At 69.7% G+C, this 16454-nt stretch carries 15 protein-coding genes and 1 pseudogene; 9 read left to right on the forward strand and 7 right to left on the reverse strand.

The annotated features are described in order from the left end of the window. Nucleotides 1–104 precede the first annotated feature (104 nt). Both ACWCP0_RS37790 and ACWCP0_RS37795 read left to right on the forward strand, forming a co-directional pair. On the forward strand, nucleotides 105–1694 hold the full coding sequence (locus tag ACWCP0_RS37790; RefSeq protein WP_451083285.1) for a glycoside hydrolase family 13 protein: 1590 nt from the start codon (nucleotides 105–107) through the stop codon (nucleotides 1692–1694). Beyond that, nucleotides 1691–3067, forward strand: coding sequence for a phosphomannomutase/phosphoglucomutase (locus ACWCP0_RS37795; protein WP_451083269.1), 1377 nt, complete (start codon nucleotides 1691–1693; stop codon nucleotides 3065–3067). Before ACWCP0_RS37790 ends, ACWCP0_RS37795 begins: the two co-directional genes overlap by 4 nt. 770 nt (nucleotides 3068–3837) lie before the next feature. Here the strand turns inward: ACWCP0_RS37795 and ACWCP0_RS37800 are convergent. Continuing rightward, nucleotides 3838–4425, reverse strand: coding sequence for a hypothetical protein (locus ACWCP0_RS37800; RefSeq protein WP_451083270.1), 588 nt, complete (start codon nucleotides 4423–4425; stop codon nucleotides 3838–3840). 422 nt (nucleotides 4426–4847) lie between these two features. Here ACWCP0_RS37800 and ACWCP0_RS37805 point away from each other — a divergent pair. After that, nucleotides 4848–5160: pseudogene (locus ACWCP0_RS37805) on the forward strand (RNA-guided endonuclease TnpB family protein); the annotation flags it as partial. Nucleotides 5161–5235: 75 nt separating this feature from the next. Here ACWCP0_RS37805 and ACWCP0_RS37810 read toward each other — a convergent pair. After that, entirely contained in the window at nucleotides 5236–5850 is a 615-nt protein-coding gene (locus ACWCP0_RS37810; RefSeq protein ID WP_451083271.1) for an ATP-dependent DNA ligase, read from the reverse strand. A gap of 302 nt (nucleotides 5851–6152) precedes the next feature. On the opposite strand from ACWCP0_RS37810, the gene ACWCP0_RS37815 reads away from it, so the two are divergent. The 3 genes from ACWCP0_RS37815 (at nucleotide 6153) to ACWCP0_RS37825 (ending at nucleotide 9080) form a co-directional block, all read left to right on the forward strand. Then, nucleotides 6153–6680 (forward strand): hypothetical protein, encoded by a 528-nt coding sequence (locus ACWCP0_RS37815; protein WP_451083272.1) that lies wholly within the window; start codon nucleotides 6153–6155, stop codon nucleotides 6678–6680. Nucleotides 6681–6874: 194 nt separating this feature from the next. Beyond that, nucleotides 6875–8653: a S8 family serine peptidase gene (locus tag ACWCP0_RS37820; RefSeq protein WP_451083273.1), complete on the forward strand. Its 1779-nt coding sequence runs from the start codon at nucleotides 6875–6877 to the stop codon at nucleotides 8651–8653. Between the two features lie 64 nt (nucleotides 8654–8717). Further along, the gene (locus ACWCP0_RS37825) at nucleotides 8718–9080 is read left to right on the forward strand and encodes a hypothetical protein (RefSeq protein ID WP_451083274.1); all 363 of its coding nucleotides are present in this window, start codon (nucleotides 8718–8720) and stop codon (nucleotides 9078–9080) included. A 99-nt stretch (nucleotides 9081–9179) separates the two neighbouring features. Here the strand turns inward: ACWCP0_RS37825 and ACWCP0_RS37830 are convergent, their stop codons facing one another. Beyond that, entirely contained in the window at nucleotides 9180–9308 is a 129-nt protein-coding gene (locus ACWCP0_RS37830) for a hypothetical protein (RefSeq protein ID WP_451083275.1), read from the reverse strand. A gap of 253 nt (nucleotides 9309–9561) precedes the next feature. Between ACWCP0_RS37830 and ACWCP0_RS37835 the strand changes: the two genes are divergently transcribed. Continuing rightward, nucleotides 9562–9858, forward strand: a complete 297-nt coding sequence (locus tag ACWCP0_RS37835) for a hypothetical protein (protein ID WP_451083276.1) — start codon at nucleotides 9562–9564, stop codon at nucleotides 9856–9858. A 100-nt stretch (nucleotides 9859–9958) separates the two neighbouring features. Further along, nucleotides 9959–10282 carry a hypothetical protein gene (locus ACWCP0_RS37840; protein WP_451083277.1) on the forward strand — a complete coding sequence of 108 codons (324 nt, stop codon included), beginning with the start codon at nucleotides 9959–9961 and terminating at the stop codon, nucleotides 10280–10282. A 352-nt stretch (nucleotides 10283–10634) separates the two neighbouring features. On the opposite strand, the gene ACWCP0_RS37845 is transcribed toward ACWCP0_RS37840, so the two are convergent. The 3 genes from ACWCP0_RS37845 to ACWCP0_RS37855 all read right to left on the reverse strand — a co-directional run bounded on the left by ACWCP0_RS37845 (nucleotide 10635) and on the right by ACWCP0_RS37855 (nucleotide 14029). Then, on the reverse strand, nucleotides 10635–10967 hold the full coding sequence (locus ACWCP0_RS37845) for a hypothetical protein (RefSeq protein WP_451083278.1): 333 nt from the start codon (nucleotides 10965–10967) through the stop codon (nucleotides 10635–10637). Between the two features lie 92 nt (nucleotides 10968–11059). Beyond that, nucleotides 11060–11530 (reverse strand): DUF1062 domain-containing protein, encoded by a 471-nt coding sequence (locus tag ACWCP0_RS37850; RefSeq protein WP_451083279.1) that lies wholly within the window; start codon nucleotides 11528–11530, stop codon nucleotides 11060–11062. Beyond that, nucleotides 11531–14029, reverse strand: a complete 2499-nt coding sequence (locus ACWCP0_RS37855) for a Helicase associated domain protein (RefSeq protein ID WP_451083280.1) — start codon at nucleotides 14027–14029, stop codon at nucleotides 11531–11533. It lies immediately after the preceding gene. Nucleotides 14030–14370: 341 nt separating this feature from the next. Between ACWCP0_RS37855 and ACWCP0_RS37860 the strand changes: the two genes are divergently transcribed. Next, the gene (locus ACWCP0_RS37860; RefSeq protein WP_451083281.1) at nucleotides 14371–14595 is read left to right on the forward strand and encodes a hypothetical protein; all 225 of its coding nucleotides are present in this window, start codon (nucleotides 14371–14373) and stop codon (nucleotides 14593–14595) included. A gap of 1035 nt (nucleotides 14596–15630) precedes the next feature. Here ACWCP0_RS37860 and ACWCP0_RS37865 read toward each other — a convergent pair. Further along, nucleotides 15631–16191, reverse strand: coding sequence for a TetR/AcrR family transcriptional regulator (locus ACWCP0_RS37865; RefSeq protein ID WP_451083286.1), 561 nt, complete (start codon nucleotides 16189–16191; stop codon nucleotides 15631–15633). Nucleotides 16192–16454: the final 263 nt, after the last annotated feature.

Consider the following 16454-nt stretch of genomic DNA (forward strand, 5'->3'; position numbering starts at 1 on the left):
CGCACCGACTCCCCGGCGGCGTTACCCCCGTCCCCGGCCCGGCCCTTGCCGGGCCGGGCACCGGCGGCGCCGGTGCGCCGGACGTTCCGTGGTGGCGGGACGCGGTGTGCTACGAGATCTACCCGCGCTCCTTCGCCGACGGCGACGGGGACGGCGTCGGGGACCTGCCCGGTGCCACGGCACGGCTGGACCACCTGCGGCGCCTCGGCGTGGACGCAGTGTGGATCACGCCGTTCTACCCCTCGCCGCTGGCGGACGGCGGCTACGACATCGCCGACCACACCGGTGTCGCACCCGACCTCGGTACCCCGGCCGACTTCGGCGCCCTGGTGCAGCGGGCCCACGCGCTGGGCATCAAGGTTCTGGTGGACCTGGTCCCCAACCACACCTCCGACCGACACCCGTGGTTCCGGGAGGCAGTCGCCGCCGAGCCGGGCTCGCGGGCCAGAGAGCGCTACATCTTCCGGCCGGGCCGCGGCGACGACGGTGAACGGCCCCCGAACGACTGGCAGTCGGCGTTCGGCGGCCCCGCCTGGACCAGGGTCACCGCACGGGACGGTCGCCGGACCGAGTGGTACCTGCACCTGCACGCGCCGGAGCAGCCCGACCTGAACTGGCGCGACCCCGAGGTGGTCGCCGACTTCGAGCGGATCCTGAAGCACTGGTTGGACCGAGGCGTCGACGGTTTCCGGGTGGATGTCGCCCACACGCTGTTCAAGGCAGACGGCCTGCCCGACGCGGGCCCCGGCCAGCACAAGGACATCCATCGCAACCACCTGATGCCCTACTACGACCAGGATGAACTGCACCCGCTGTTCCGCGACTGGCGCGCCCTGCTGGACAGCCATCCGGCGCCCGCCGGTTCGGTGCCCCCGGGGGAACGGGTGATGGTTGCCGAGGCCGCAATCTTCGACCGTGAGCGGCTGGGCCGGTACGTGAGTCCCGGCGAAATGCAGCAGACCTTCAACTTTGCCTTCCTTGAGTGCCCGTGGGACGGGGCGGCGATGCGCGAGGTGGTCGAGCAGTCCGTCGCCTCCATGCAGGTGGTGGGAGCCCCGGTCACCTGGGTGCTCTCCAGCCATGACGCAGTTCGGCCGGTCACCCGCTACGGCGGCGGCCGGGCCGGTGAGCGGCGTGCCCGGGCCGCGGCGCTGCTGATGCTTGCGCTGCCGGGAGCGGCCTACGTCTACCAGGGCGAGGAGCTCGGGCTGCCGCAGGTCGAACTCCCCGACGACCGGCTGCGCGACCCGCTGTGGGAGCGCTCGGGACACCGGGAGCGTGGGCGGGACGGCTGCCGGGTGCCGCTGCCCTGGGAGGGCGACGCCGCCCCGTACGGCTTCAGCACCGCCGCCCCGCAGGACTGCTGGTTCCCCCAGCCCGCCGACTGGGCCGGGCTCACCGCCCGGGCCCAGGAGGATGACGGCGACTCCATGCTCGCGCTGTACCGAAGGGCGCTGGGGCTACGGCGCGGCCACCCGGCCTCGGATGCCGCCCTGAAGCTGGACGGTCCCGACAGCGGCGAGTGGTTCGGCTTCGAACGCGGTGCGGGGCTGCGCTGCGTGGTCAACTTCGGCACCGAGCCTCTGCCGCTCAAGGACGATGCCCAGGTGCTGCTGTCCAGCGCGCCACTGGAAGGACGGACGGTCCCCCAGGACACGGCCGTTTGGATGATCTTCAAGGAGTGCAACCAATGAACGACAGGCCCAGCGTCGACCTCTCCGGCCTGGTGAAGGCCTACGACGTCCGCGGCACCGTCCCCGACCAGCTCGACGAGAACCTCGCCAGGCTGTTCGGCGCGGCCTTCGTCGAGGTGACCGGTGCGGACGCGATCGTCATCGGGCACGACATGCGCCCCAGCTCCCCGGGCCTTGCGCGCGCCTTCGCGGACGGCGCCGCCGAGCGCGGCGCCGACGTGACCGCGATCGGCCTGACCTCCACCGACGGGCTGTACTTCGCCAGTGGAAAGCTGCAGCGGCCCGGTGCGATGTTCACCGCCAGCCACAATCCGGCCCAGTACAACGGCATCAAGATGTGCCGTGCGGGTGCGGCGCCGGTGGGAGAGGAGACCGGGCTGCGGGAGATCCGCGAGCTCGTGGAGCGCTGGTCCGCGGGCGAGCCGCAGCCAGAGGCCGGACTTGGCCACGGTACCGTCACGCAGCGGGACACACTCGGGGAGTATGCCGCCCACCTCCTGGGGCTGGTCGACCTCTCGTCCGTCCGCCCACTGAAGATTGTGGTGGACGCGGGCAACGGCATGGGCGGGCTCACGACGCCCGCGGTCTTCCGCGACCTGCCGGTGGACGTGGTCCCGATGTACTTCGAGCTGGACGGCACGTTCCCCCACCACGAGGCCAATCCACTCGACCCGAAGAACATCGTCGACCTGCAGCGGAAGGTGCGGGAGACCGGGGCGGACCTCGGGCTGGCCTTCGACGGCGACGCCGACCGCTGCTTCGTGGTCGACGAGCGGGGAGAGCCGGTCTCCCCGTCCACCATCACCGCGCTGATCGCGTCCCGGCTGCTGGACGACCGTCCAGGAAGTACTGTCATCCACAACCTGATCACCTCGCGGGCGGTGGCCGACGTGGTCCGCGAACACGGCGGCACCCCGGTCCGCACCCGGGTGGGCCACTCGTTCATCAAGGCCGAAATGGCCCGCACCGGCGCGGTGTTCGGCGGTGAGCACTCGGCGCACTATTACTTCCGTGACTTCTGGTTCGCCGACACCGGCATGCTGGCGGCCCTGCACGTCATCGCCGCCCTCGGCGGCCAGCCGGGCCCGTTGTCCGCTCTGGTGGCGGAGTACCAGCGCTACGCGGCCTCGGGCGAGATCAACAGCGTCGTCCCTGACCAGGAGGGCGCGATCGCCGCCGTGCGCGAGGTCTTCGCCGACCGGGACGGAGCGGTCGCCGACGAGCTCGACGGGCTGACGATCAGCGCCGGCGACTGGTGGTTCAACCTGCGCCCCTCCAACACCGAACCGCTGCTGCGGCTCAATGTGGAGGCCGCGGACGCGGACGTGGTCGCCCGGTTGCGAGACGAAGTGCTGGCGATCGTCCGCGCCTGAGTGGGCAGCACTGCAGCCGGGGTGGGCAGCACTGCAGCCGGTTGGCCGGGCCGTCGGTGGGCCAGCCCACGCCAATCCCGACTGCGGCGCTTGGCTGGGTCATTGACTCTCCGCCTCCCTGACACCCGGGTCAAAGACCCGCCGATCCAGGAGGAACGGCAGGGCATCCTGCGCCCCGGGCTACTACGGCGACCTGGCCGTCCTCTCCGACGACTTCTTCACCGTGCCGGAGCAGGACATCCCGCACATCGAGTCCCTGCCGACCCTCGCAGGCGGCCGCATCGTCCACGCCGCCGGCGCGTACGAGGGCCTGGACGAGGAGCGCCCCCGCGATCAGCCCACATTGGAGCTCGGTCGCCCACTTCGGCGGCTACCGGGCCACCGTCAAGCCCAGCATCTCCGGCGCCCGCCAGGCCGAACTCCTCGGCCGGGCCGTCGCCGAATCCGAGCAGCACCGCCAGTGGTGCGCCCAGCGCGGATTCACCCCCGTAGAGCCCACCGAGATCTTCGACACCTGCTTCGTCCTCTGATCCCGGGAATCCGCGCACAGCACATCAGGAGCACCTCACAAGGCCCCCACCAGGTCTGTGGCAGCAGGTGCCATACCCTGCTCGTCGTCGCCCCCTGTGCACGCAGCACGTCTCTCCGGCCGGCTCGTAGTCAACAGGCCCAGGTTCAAGGTCAATGCCGTCCGGTCGCAGTCACTGTCTTTGCTCGACCGGTCGTACTACCCGTCACAGGCGATGGAGCGCAGCCCTGGAGCAGTGGACTCAGTTGGTACGTGGGGAAGTGGGCAGTTCGGGAGTGCTTGCGAACAGATCGAGGTACATGCCGCCGGCTATGAGCAGCCCGATCGCGCCGAGAACGACGCCGCCCAGGGCGACGGCCTTCACCCATGGGCGCGTGCTGGCCCGCCCGGCGTGCATGGCCAGCAGCACCCCGCCGATGACAACGGCGGCCAGGGCGAAGATGCCGTTCAAGAGGGCCGCAGTGTGCCAGGGGGCGCCGTAGAAGGCCTCGATCTGGTCGACACCACCGCCGGTGCTGGCCTCGATCTGGCCGATCAGCTCCTTGCGGGAGCGAAGCATGTCGCTGAGGGGGGTGCCGGTGAGGGAACAGAGCCCCAGCCCGGCGCTCACGACGGCGGCTGCACCCGCCGCGAAACCGCCGGTGGTGGCTATGCCGGCCGAGTTGTCCAGGGGGTCGGTGTCATTCGTGTCGTCGTAGGTGCCGACGTCCGCCCCCTTCTCCTCTGCGGCCTTGTCGAGGGAGGACTTCCCGGGTTGTACAGAATCCGTGGTCTCTTCTTGCTCCTCTTCGGGGTTGTTGGTGATGACCTTGGTGCTCTCAGTAGTCATAGGCCGCCACCCTACGCGTCGTACTCTAAGCGTCCAATAAAATCTTTCCTTGCGGTGAGCGTGGACGCCAGGACGCCGGTCTTCCTCTGCCGGCCTCAGTCACGAGTAAGTGGGGTGTTGGTCCTGGTCAATGGATCGGTCGCAAACCATCCGGGCCTGTGGTTCACGACGGCGCGGACACAGCTTCGAGGCGCGCTCCCGGAGCACCGCACAGTCGCCGCTGGTGCGGCTTGGATTCCCGCCGTGACTTCACCTGATTTCTCCCAGGAGGCCCCGGCCTTCAGGCCGGGGAGGAATGGGTCCTTGGAGCGGAGCCGCGAAGCGGCGGAGTTCCTCCGTGTCTGTCGTGACCTGTGCTTTCGGTAGCTGCCAGTGGTGGCGGTTAGGTTGATGGGGTGAAGGTCGTGGTGCAGGTGAAGCTGTTGCCGTCGCCCGAGGTGGCGGGTGGTGGCGTACGAGCGCGGCGCCACGTCCCGTAACGAGTTGCAAAAGCTGGTCTATGCCCGACTCAAGGCGGAGTTCGGGCTTGCGGCCCAACCGGCTGTCCGGGTGGTGAAGAAGGTCGTGGACGCCTACGCCACGTTGCGCGGGAACATCCGGGCGGGAAACCTCGGCCCGAACGGGTCGAGGCGGCGCAGCCGTGCGGAGTCGAAGCCGATCGTCTTCCGGCCTGATGCGGCCCAGCCGTACGACGACCGGATCCTGTCGTGGCAGCACGACGCGCAGACGGTCTCGCGCTGAGCACTCACGTTCCGCCCGGCGGCCTGGCGCCGCCGGGCCGGGACGCGACCTGACCATCCACCACCGGCGTCATGGGGCCGGCAAACCCCGTGGGCTACTTCCCCGACGCCCCCAGGTGCTTGATCTTGATCCAGTCGCGGGTGCGGCGGCTGGGCAGGTAGGGGCTGGGTGTTGGCGACGACGCCGTCGAAGCCCTCGCTGGCGCTCCGTTCCATGGCCTGGGCGGCGAGTGCGGGCCAGGCCGCGGGCACCGTGATGCCGGCACCAGTCAGGGAGGTCGTCGAGGAGGTCGCGGCGGGCGGTGTGGGGAAGCTGCACGGTCGGTTCGCCGAGGTGGAGGCTGTCGTAGATCATCAGCCGGACGGGCGGGTCTTCCAGGGCGTGGGTGACCGCCTCGGAGTGGTGCAGGCTCATCCGTTGCTGCAACCGCTCCACCGACGGCCGCCCCACGCTGTCGAGGGTGATGATCTCTCCGTCGAGGACCGCCTGTGGTCCGGGCAGCAGGCCGGACAGCGCCTCGAGTTCGGGGTACTGGGCGGTGACGTCCATCCCGGCCTGGGACAGAAGCCGCAGGCTTCCGTCCCCGGGCAGATGGGCGATGACCCGGGCACCGCCGAAGAGTGTTTCGTGGGCGTACTCGGCCTCGGTCTCCGGCCTGGGCGGTGGTCCGATCACCGCGAGCATCGGGGCCAGCAGAGGCAGAACGTCATGAGCGCCTCAGGAGGGGTCCACGCTCATGGTTCCAGTCTGCGCCCGGCGGCCTGCTGCGGCCACCCACTCCTCCTGTCTGGTCGACACGTCTGTGAGCAGAGCGGATGCCCTGACTGCCGCGATCGTCAACGCGTCCACTACGCGGCTCCCCGCTTGGCGGTATGTCCCGGAATGTGTTCTTGGTCGATTGGTGGTTTGCTGCTCGGTGGCGGCGGCCGGGCTTCTCGGCGCGCCGTTCATCGTGTGCATCCGCCAGGCTCAAGGAGGAGTTCAGCATGTCCGTCTACACCCCCCAGCAGATCAGCCAGCCGCAGACCCAGCAGCCCTACAACCAGCAGCAGCTGTTCGGCCAGCAGCAGCCCTGGGGCCAGATCGGCCAGCCGCAGCAGCAGATCGCGCAGGTGGTCCAGCAGTCGATCCAGCAGGCTTGCCAGCAGGCGAGCCAGCAGGTGGCGCAGCGCCTGCAGCAGACGCTGCAGCAGCTGCAGCAGGTCCAGCAGCAGCTGCAGCAGCAGGGCTTGGCCCACCAGGCGCACCCGTACCTGGCTGTCGCGCTGCACCACACCCTGCTCCAGGGCGTGCGGAGCGCTGTGGAGCAGTCCGTGCAGCAGGCGCTGCCTATTGCGATCCTGACGCTGGTGCAGCAGGGCCAGCAGGGCCAGCAGGGCCAGGGCCAGCAGGGCCAGCAGCAGTTCGGCCAGTTCCCGGGCATGCAGCCGCAGGGCCAGTTCGGCCAGTTCCCGGGCCAGGGGATGTTCGGGCAGCAGCCGCAGTACGGGCAGCTGTCGCCTCTGGGCATGTGAGACACCCGGCCGGGTAGCGCTCGTTCTCCCTCCCGTGTGGGAAGGCGGGCCTGCCTGGCCGGATGCCGCGGCGGGGCGAGGCAAACGCGCGGCGGGTTCGCTGGCCGGGGAGCTCATGGACGCCCGCTCCCCGGCCAGCCACTGAAGATCCGGGGCGTACGACGACGCTTTACGTTGAGATGGCGGTTGGCTGAATGAGTGAGCAGGGCGGCAACGGTGTGAAGCCGGGCAACGGCAAGGGCGGGAAGACCCCGCGTGCGCAGGGCGCGGCGGGTGAGGCCGGGCAGTCGGCGGCGGCTGCGGGCGGGGCAGGTGAGCCAGCCGGACGGATGGGCAGGGAGGCGCAGGCGCTGGGGTACCAGGGTCGGGGTGCGCGGGCGGGGTGGGGCCGCTATCTGGTGGCGCCCCGGCCGCTGGGGCTGCTTGCCGTTGGGGTGCCGCCGATTGAGGCCTCCGCGCTGTTCAAGCTGCTGGAGGAGGACCCCGATGTGGAACCCGTGGCGCAGGTGCGGCCGTCCCGTTCCCGCGGGTTGGGGGCGATCGCGGATCCGCACCCGGCCTGCCCCCCGGTCGCGGTCGTGAAGATGCCCCAGGAGCGGGCCCGCGCCCTGGCCGGGAACCCGCAGGTGGTCGTGGAGATCGACCAGCCGCTTTCCTACACCCCCACCCCGCCGGTGGGTGTCGGCCCGGTGCCGGTACTGGACCCGATGCTGGCGGTCACCCTGGAGGAGCCCGAACATCTCACCCTGCGGGTGGTGGGCAGTGACGGGGACGCGGTGGCCGGCGCGCACGTGTGGGCCATCGGCACCGGCGGCCCGGTCCACGGAGTCACCGGCCCGGACGGACGCGTCACCATGACCCTGGCCGCAGACACCCCCGAAACGCTCCAGGCGCTCTACGTCCGCCCGGTGGCCGACTACTGGCCGGCCCGCACCGGCACCCCCCAACCCGCCGACAACGGCGAGGCGGTAGTTACGGTGCAGGCCCTGTCGGACACCTTCGAGGGCTTCCCCGGCAAGGCGCTCACAGGCTGGGGTGCACAGGCAATGCGGCTCAACCAGATCCCGCCGACCTACCGCGGCCACGGCATCAAGATCGCGCTGCTCGATTCGGGGGTGAACACCGCCCACCCCGATTTGAAGGACACCGTCCAGCACGGGCACGACTTCACCGGCGCCGGCAACGGCACCTGGGGCCTCGATGTGACCGGGCACGGCACGTGGTGCGCCGGCATCATCGCCGCGGCGGACAACAACGCCGGCATCGCCGGGATCGCGGCGGAGGCCGAGGTGCATGCGCTGAAGCTGTTCCCCGGCGGGCACCTCAGCGACCTGCTCGAGGCGGTCGACTACTGCATCACCCACGACATCGACATCGCCCAGATCAGCCTCGCCTATCCCGTACAGTCCCAGCTGGCCGCCTGGAAACTCGCCGATGCGCACGCCGCCGGCACCACGGTCATCGCCCCGGCGGGAGACACCGCCGGCCCCCTCACTCAGCTGGCTACCCTGCCGGGGGTGCTGGCGGTGGGGGCGATCGCGCACACCGGCACCTATCCCGTGAGCAGCCCGCTCACCTGGGTGCAGCCGCCGTGGCCCGGCCCCTACCCGGCCCCGTTCACCCCCACCGGTCCGGGAGTGGACCTGGTCGCGCCCGGCACGGCGGTCATCGCCACCGCACTCGGTGACGGCTATGCCGCGGTGGACGGCACGGCGATCGCCGCCGCCCACGTCACCGGACTGGCGGCGCTGCTGCTCGCCCACCACGACCATCTGCGCACCCAGGCGGTGCCGCGGACCGCGGCCCGCGCCGACCTGCTGTACCTGCTGCTGCGCACCGCCTGCCAGCCCCTGCCCGGCGCCGACCCCCGCCTGGGCGCGGGGATCGCGGACGCCCCCACCGCGCTTGGCATCCCCGCGAGCTGGCAGCAGGCCGAGCAATACACGCCGGCCGGTCCGCACCAGCGGGGCTGACGGCACGACACGTCTGCGCCTGGTCCTGGCCCTCGCCCTGGGGGCGGCCGTCACAACATCGGTGGTGGCACCCGCGCAATCCGCCTCCGCCGGTGTCTTTGACGGAGACGTCACTAACCGGCTTCCCTCGAGCTACACCGTCAAGATCGCAACATTCTCGGGACCGAACCTGCCAGAGCGGTGCGCGGCCACCAACGGCACCACCTATTGGTGCCGCACCTACTGGCTGCCGTCCGGTCGTGCGGACGATCAGATCAATGGGACGAACTGGGACACCGACGCCCTGATGGTTGAATCGACCTACCGGATTTACAACATCAACGGGACCTACCAGACCGTGCCGGCCTTCCGCTGGTACAAGATTTCGAGCGGGGATAACCGGACATGTGAGCTGACGTCGAACACTCCGGCCTGCTTCCCTCGCTGAGGCGCCCTGGCCCGACATCCTTCGGCCCGTAGGCGGGACCGGCACTGCCGGTGTGCCCCGGGGAAGGGGGCTGGGCCTCCTCGTCGGCGTCCGTCAGTCCTACTTCCAGAGGGTCACGTCGAGCACCACGCGCCCGGGGGAGTCCATCGAGCTGTCTTCTCCTCCAAAGCTCTTCACCTGGAGGAGGGCCACCCCGGCGTCGTGCGGCGCGAGGCGTGCAGGAGCCACGGTTTGTGGCCTGTGGTGGTGGGCGGCAGTTCGGGTTTGCCGTGTGGCCGGAATGTGGTTCCTCGTATGCGTGTCTATTCCGGTCGGCGTGTAGGTGGGGAGGGTGGTGCGGGCTGGATCCGGTATCGGTGGGGCTGCTGGCGGCGTTGGCGGGTGGCGCCGGCGGTGAGATCGGTCGGCAGGGGTGGGCGGGGCTGAGTACTTTGGTGCGGCGCCCGTCCGGGGCGGCCAGGACGCCGAGGATGCTTCCGCGATGGGGGAGGTGGAGCTGGCGGAGCTGGAGCGGGCGCCGGCCGATCGGGCGTGCGCGCAGGTGCTGAGTACCGCGCTGGCGGTGCGGGCTGCGGTGGACGCGGACTTCCGCGCCGACCTGGAGCGGTGGCACGAGCAGGCGAGGCTGGTGCGCACCGGCGACGGCGAGGTGCACAGCGAGATCAGCGGAGGTACCTTCCACGGGCCGGTGCTGCAGGGCCGGGACTTCTCCGGGATCTCCGTCACCACCACCCCGCCGACCGACCCCGGTCCCGGTACGCCCTCCGCGCGGGGCTGACCGGCATGGCCTATACGTACCCCGGCGGCGAGGACGGGGCAGGCTCACCGGGGCCGCCGCCGTCTACCGCGAGCTGGGCGACGGCTTTAACGAAGCCCGGGTGCTGACCAACCTCGGCTTCGTCTTTGCGCTGCACGTGCGTAAAGACGACGGGCCGGTGGCCCGGGCCTACGAGGTCATCGACGCCCTCTTCCGGGCCGTCGCAATCTCCCAGGAGCTCGGCAACGACTGGCTCGAAGCCCAGGCGCTGAAAGGCCTTTACACCCCCTTGATCATGGTGGGCGATTTCTACGAGGCCATCGGCGCCAACACTCGAGCCGCCGCCATCGAGGACCGCATCCGAGCCGATGTCATCGACGCCCGCCGCAGAGAGGCCGCGGCAGCGAACAACCTCTCCACGGACCAACCTCACGAAGGCCCTTGACGGTGACGTCCGCCCCGCAGAACCACACCGCCCGATCCCCGGTGACACGGATATCGGGCCAACAATTGCGTTAACTCCGTCATTGAGCATACAGACGCGCGATCTGACACGGATGTCCCCCAACCCCCGTCCTGCCGGAACGTGTTGGCCAGTACTGAACTTTATGGAACAGACCCAGTGTCGAGGTCCTGGAGGATCTGCTGCACTTCCTGGCGCCATTGGTCGGCGTCGGCACTGTCCACCCACCCTGTCGTAAAGCCGCAAGTAGGCAAATCTCGCCAGCTTGAACTTTATGGAACAGGCCGCCACCTACGGGCCGCTGGGGACCCACTTCCGTCCGGCGGACCACCGGTCACGTCAGCTCATTGCGTTCCAGTGAGAAGAACGTCACCTGGCAATGGCTCTGAAAATGCGAAGGCAGCTGCCGCTGGTGATCGGCGCGGATCGTGCTAAAGACGTCATGCCTGCTCATGCCCAGCACGGGTGTGTAGGTGCCGGAAAAGGTCATCAGATCCCGTTCACGGTGGCTGAAGGTGATGATGAAGCAGTACTCGACGAGGGATTCCGGGGGCTGCGACATAGCCGCCTCTCGATGCTGTGGGTTCGGCTTCAACACTGCGGACGAACAAACGATCCATCCGGTTGCGGTCACCGCGCCGCCGTCACCGGATACCCGGTGTGCCATCGGGTCGAGGCGTCTGGACGGCGTCGGCGGCTGGTCCCAGTAGGGCCTGTCCGGCGGATCTTGCCGGACAGGCCCCTGGTCCCGGGGAGGGCTCAGCGCTTGAGCGTGAAGCCGAAGTCGCCGGAGAGCCTGCCGCTCAGCCGGACTGCCGAAACGAGTTTCCCCTCCTTGATCAGTCTCTCGACCTCGGCCCGTGGAAGACCGCAACCTTCAGCGATCAGTCGCACCGGCCGGACAGGGATCCGCGCCGCAAAGCGGACCGAGACGTCGATCACCTCGCGGTCCAGGTGATCCGATCTGCCGGTGTCGAGGCGCCAGGCGTTGTCCCAGTCGAGGGCGGGGGTTCCACCCGAGAAGTGGACACCAGTTCGTGTTCTTATGCGGCAAGTGTGAGTGTAGCTGCGTGCTGTGTCTCGTAGGCGACGGGGCTGAGCTGGCAGTTTCTCTTGTGCCGTCTGCGGGTGTTGTAGCGCGTGATCCAGCGGAATACCGACAGGCGGCAGTCGCGTGCGCCTTCCCAGCGTCGGGCGCCTTGGAGGGCCCCGCGGTGTGGCCGCCGGCAACTACGCCCAGCGCATCCCGAGCTGGGACAGTTGTTCGATCCGCTCCGGTTTCAGCGTGGCGGCCCGGGACCGCTGGTTGCTCACCCACGCACCCAGCCGCAGTTCCCGCTGGTCTTGGTCCTTGCTGTCGCTCCCGCCGACGGTGATCGTCTCGACATGCTTCCTCGGCACCCGCAGGTGTCCCTCGCGCTCGAAGAACTGCCGGGCCGCAGCGAGATGCATGGCCCACTTCTCCGCCTGGCTTGTATGCGGCTTCGGCTTCTCGTCCTCACCGGCCGGTTCGATCCAAAGAACCTGCTCACACATCCACTGCTGGACCGTGCTGAGACTGTCCCAGCCCGTGCGCTGCGCCTGGACCCACTGCCCGAGGTCTTCGCCCTGCACGACAGTCTCGCCAGGCGCGAGCGGAAGTGCCCGCCTGGCCTGCAGGTGGACCCGGGTGAGGTGGAAGCGGCGCTGCCAGGCAACCGGCCAGGCCGGACACCAAGACGGATCGATCTCCTCAAGCGCCTCGCGCCGTTCGTCACTGAATGCGGCGAGCGCGCCCTTGTCGTTCACCTCCGGCAGCAGGTCTTCTTCGCGGCGCTGCGTGTCGAGGTCGGCGCGGCGTGCGGCGGCCCGCTGGTTCTTCAACCACACCCCGACCGGGTAGCCGTCCCAGGTGGCATCCACGGGGGCCAGCAGGTGACCGTGTTCGCCGGCCCATGCTCGGGCGGCGGCGAGGCCTTCGGCGAAGGCGGTGTCGAAGTGTGACCAGACCATGCCGAGCCGGTGCAGCTGCTCGATGCGGTCCTCATCGAGTCGTCCTTGGCCGTTGGCGCGGCGGGCTTCGGCGATCCACCGGCCGAGCGGGAAGCCGGCCAGGCCCCCCGGCCAGTCGTCGCTGTCGGGCATCGCGAAGCCATAGGGAACACGCAGGTCGCCGTGGGCTCGGGCGTAGGCGAGGGCGGCGTCGATGCCCCGCCGCCAGTGCTCCTGCTCGGGATTGATGACGCGCAGCTCGACGAACGCGGCCAGCTGAGCGGGGTCCCTGGGGGTGGAGAACCGCAACAGGCCGGCGGCCAGGCCGCTGACCTCCCCTGTGCCTGGCTTGGGTTCGGACCGCTCGTCGACGGGTGTGTAGCGGCTCGGCGCCTGAGACTGGGCGAGGGTCTCCAGGACGCGGGCATCGTGTGCACGCAGCGCTTCCAAGAGGCGGGCCAGGCCGTCGTACGACTTGGAGGTGATCATCGTCTCCGGTGTCTCGCCCGGGGCGAGCAGTACGGGCACGACCAGGGAGGCGAGTTTGTCCTCGTCGGGGTGCATGCGCAGGGCGCGGCCGACGGCCTGCACGAGATCGGGCATGGAGCCGCGCACGTCGGCGAAGAACACGGAGTCGCAGCTCTTCGTGTCGACGCCCTCGCCGAGGACCTTCGCCGAGCTGAGGAACGACTTCTCCACCACCGTGCCATCATTGGCGGTGCGGGAGGCGAACTCGTCCAGCACCCGTCGGCGGTATCGCGGCTTGTGGTCGCCGGACAGCCAGTCGGCCCAGATGGTCTGCGGGTACAGCTCCGGCTCGCTTGCGTGCAGCTTCGCCGCCACCTGCGGCAGACCGGCCGCAAACGCCTCGGCTTCGACGATGCGGTGGTGGAAGACGAGCGTGCGCGCAAGGTCCTGCTCGGCGGCTGCTTTGACCAGCGCGGTCTGCAGCGCGGCGAGCCGCGCCCCGCGCATCTCCTCCGAGGTGGCGTCCACGCCCCGCAGTACCGCCGACTGGTAGGCCGGATCGGTCACCTCCACCACCACGACCTGGTACGGGGCACAGATACGCCGATCGATCGCATCCGACAGGGACAGGGTGTGACAGCGGGCCCCGAACACGCCGTCCGCATCGTCGTCCATGGAGGCCACCAGCTCACCAGGCCGCACAACCCCGTTGTCCTCGCCGAGCTGCCACAGCCGGGGCGTGGCCGTCATGTAGAGGCGGCGGTCGGCCGGCACCCGCAGGTTGTCGTGCACCACCGACCATGGTTTCCCGATCGTGCCGGACGTCCGGTGCGCTTCGTCCACACAGATCAGCGACCAGGCCGCAAGTCCCGCCCGGTGGGCGCGCTCGAGGGTACCCAGGCCCAGCGACGCGTACGTGGCGAACACGGTCACCTTCTCCAAATCCCGGCACCACAGCGCCAGCTCTTCGGCGTCAGTGGTATTCGGGAAGCCGGCCTCGTCGCCACGCAGCGAGGACACCCCGACCCTCGGCCCTGTCCGGCCACCGTCTCGCCACGCCGCAGCGGTCTGCGTCAAAAGGTCCAGCGAGGGCACCAGCACCAGCACCCGTGCTGCGCGCAGTTCCTCCGCGGTGCGCTGCGCCACCAGTGTCTTTCCGCTACCGGTGGCCATCACGACCTGGGTGCGCAGGCCGCGCTCCGTCAGGCCGGTACCGGCCTGCGCGTCCAACGCCCGGACGATGGCATCGACAGCTTCTCGCTGATGCGGGCGCAGAATCTTCGTCGTCATCGGCACACCGCTCTCGGTCTCGACAGCGGCTTGCCATGCTGAGTGGCCAAGGGAGGCGCGGGCTCATTGGTCCGGCTTCCCGTGCCGCTCTGCGTCTCGCATCCAGTCAGCACAACGCTGCTAGCGAGCACCAAGGCTCCAACGCCCCTTCTCTTGCTTCCCCGGCCATGGACTGCCGACAATCGCACCGGACGCTATTGCAGTGACCGGAGTCCGGAAGACAGCAGCCCAGCGGCTCTCGTCGTTCGCGAACGCTCGACGGTACGTCGCCCGGCGACCGACTACCTCTGCCGTCCAGGCAACGTGTCTTCGCGTACCACCCCCGCGGGAAGGACCGGATGATGGGCAAGCCCCTGACGCACAAGCAAGCCTTGGCTGCAGTAATACGAGCCCTGGGCGGCACGTGGGACCCGCCGCGTGCCGCCTTGGCGCTGCGCGTAGCCGGCTACGAGCCGACCAGTCAGCAGGCCGCAGAAAAGGAGGCGCGACGGGCCCTGCGTGATCTGACGGACGAAGGGGTGATCGTTCGCCCCGACCCCGAGCGCACCGAGTACAGGCTGCCCTGAGCACATCTGATGACACTCCTGACCTTCCTCACGCCGCACGCGGGGCCACCAACTTAGTACCTGCCGCTCGAGCTGCTGGATGGTGTTCTCGGTCTGCTGCAGCTGAGAACGGAGCCAGTCGCGCTGGGTCTTGTGTTTCTGGAGCCGCTGCTCCGGGGCGAGGTCGGGCATGGCGTGCCGCCTTCGCTGTGCGGCCGCGGCGTCCGCCGGCACGGCTTGGGGGTGGTGCTCCAGTGCGATCCGGGCCTTCGTCGCGCACCGGGTCGGACGTGCTGGCCCGGCTGCGCGAGCGGCACTGGCGCATCACGCGGATGTGGGCCGACGGCTGCGCTGCAGCAAGGTAGTCGGCCATCTCCTGACAGATCGCCGGGCCTTGGCTGTCAGCGGTCATGCAATTCCCCACGATCTGCATGATCAGCGTCGCGTAATTCCCCACCTGGGCTGGGGTCGTGACGGGCCGCCCGACTGCTGAGTGTGCGGCTGATCCGGCCAGTCAAGGGCGCCTTCGGCGGCGCTCCGCGCTGGCCTCACAGCCACCCTGGACAGCCCTGACCAGCCTGAACGACGCTCTGGCTATCGGGCGGCCACCGAACCTCTGGCGCCCTGGGGATCTCGACGCACGGTCACCGTCCCCATGTCCACGACGATTGCGACGTCAGCGTCCTCATGGCCCATTACGTGACGTTCGGGGCGGGAAATTGGCTGACCGTCGACACTGGCCGAGCCGGGCCCGATCGGCGAGGGCCTGCAGGATGCCGACGGCGCTCCTCAGGCGAGCCCCTCGTGCCACACCGGCACGTGCGCCTTCGCCGCGCCGACGTGTTTCCGGCCTGCTCCTCGATGCCCGGCGAGGTCCGGACTGCTTGGGCGTGGCATTGCCCGGTCTCATCGGGGGCCGGCACCTCGCCGACCGCGAGCGGGCGGATGGCCCACTCCATCCATTCCTGCTCGGCCACGGCCAACTCGGCCCGGCGACGGCGCGGTGTCCTTGGCCTCCTCCCGGCCCCGTCGCGATGAACGCCGGGGGTGGCGTGCTCAGGCTTGACGGGCCACTGCGTCGTATGCGGCGACGATCAGCAGGGTGCACAGATCCACGATCTCCTCGACGCTGCCTTGCTGGCGGCCGAGCGTCCAGTCGACCAGGAGTTCGTTGACGCCGCCGACGAGTGCGATCGCCAGCATGGGCAGTTTCGGCGTCGTCCGTGTCCCCATGTGCCGGAGCGCGACGGCGGCGATGAAGTCGGCGAACTCGTGCATGACCGCGTGGCGGCGCTGTTCGAGGCGGGGGCCGACTCCGACCACCTCGATAAGCACGATGCGGGCCTTGCGCGGATCGTCGGTCAATGTGCGGACGAATACGTCCAGGCCGGCGCGGACCTGCGCTTCGAGCTCCGGACCGGCCTGGTCGGCTGCGGCGAAGGTCGCCACCTGGACCCCGCGGATCAGCTCGTCGTAGACCGTGGCGAGCAGATCCTCCCGGTCGCGCAGCGATTCGTAGAAGTACCGCTCGGTGAGCCCGGCCTCCCGGCAGATGTTCTTCACCGACGTGGCCGCGTAGCCGGTGGTGCCGAACAGCTCCAGCCCGGCGGCGATCAGCCGTGCTTGCCGCTCCTCGCGTCGCTGTGCCGCGTCACGGCCCCCGTACCGGCGCCCCCGCCCCGTGCCGTCACGCCCACCTCACTGCTTTCCTGTCGGACTCCTTGAGTGCGTTGTGGCAAAGGGAGTCCCTGTTCGATGAGCAGGGGCTTCTTCGTGTGCGGGGCGTGATCGCGGAGGGGTAGGGGCAGGCAGCGGACGGCTTGCTGTTGATCGAGGAGGGTGCGATGCCGTCGGTGCTGGGGCTGATGGAACGGCGTGAG

This window comes from Streptomyces sp. NPDC001970, from assembly GCF_053594115.1.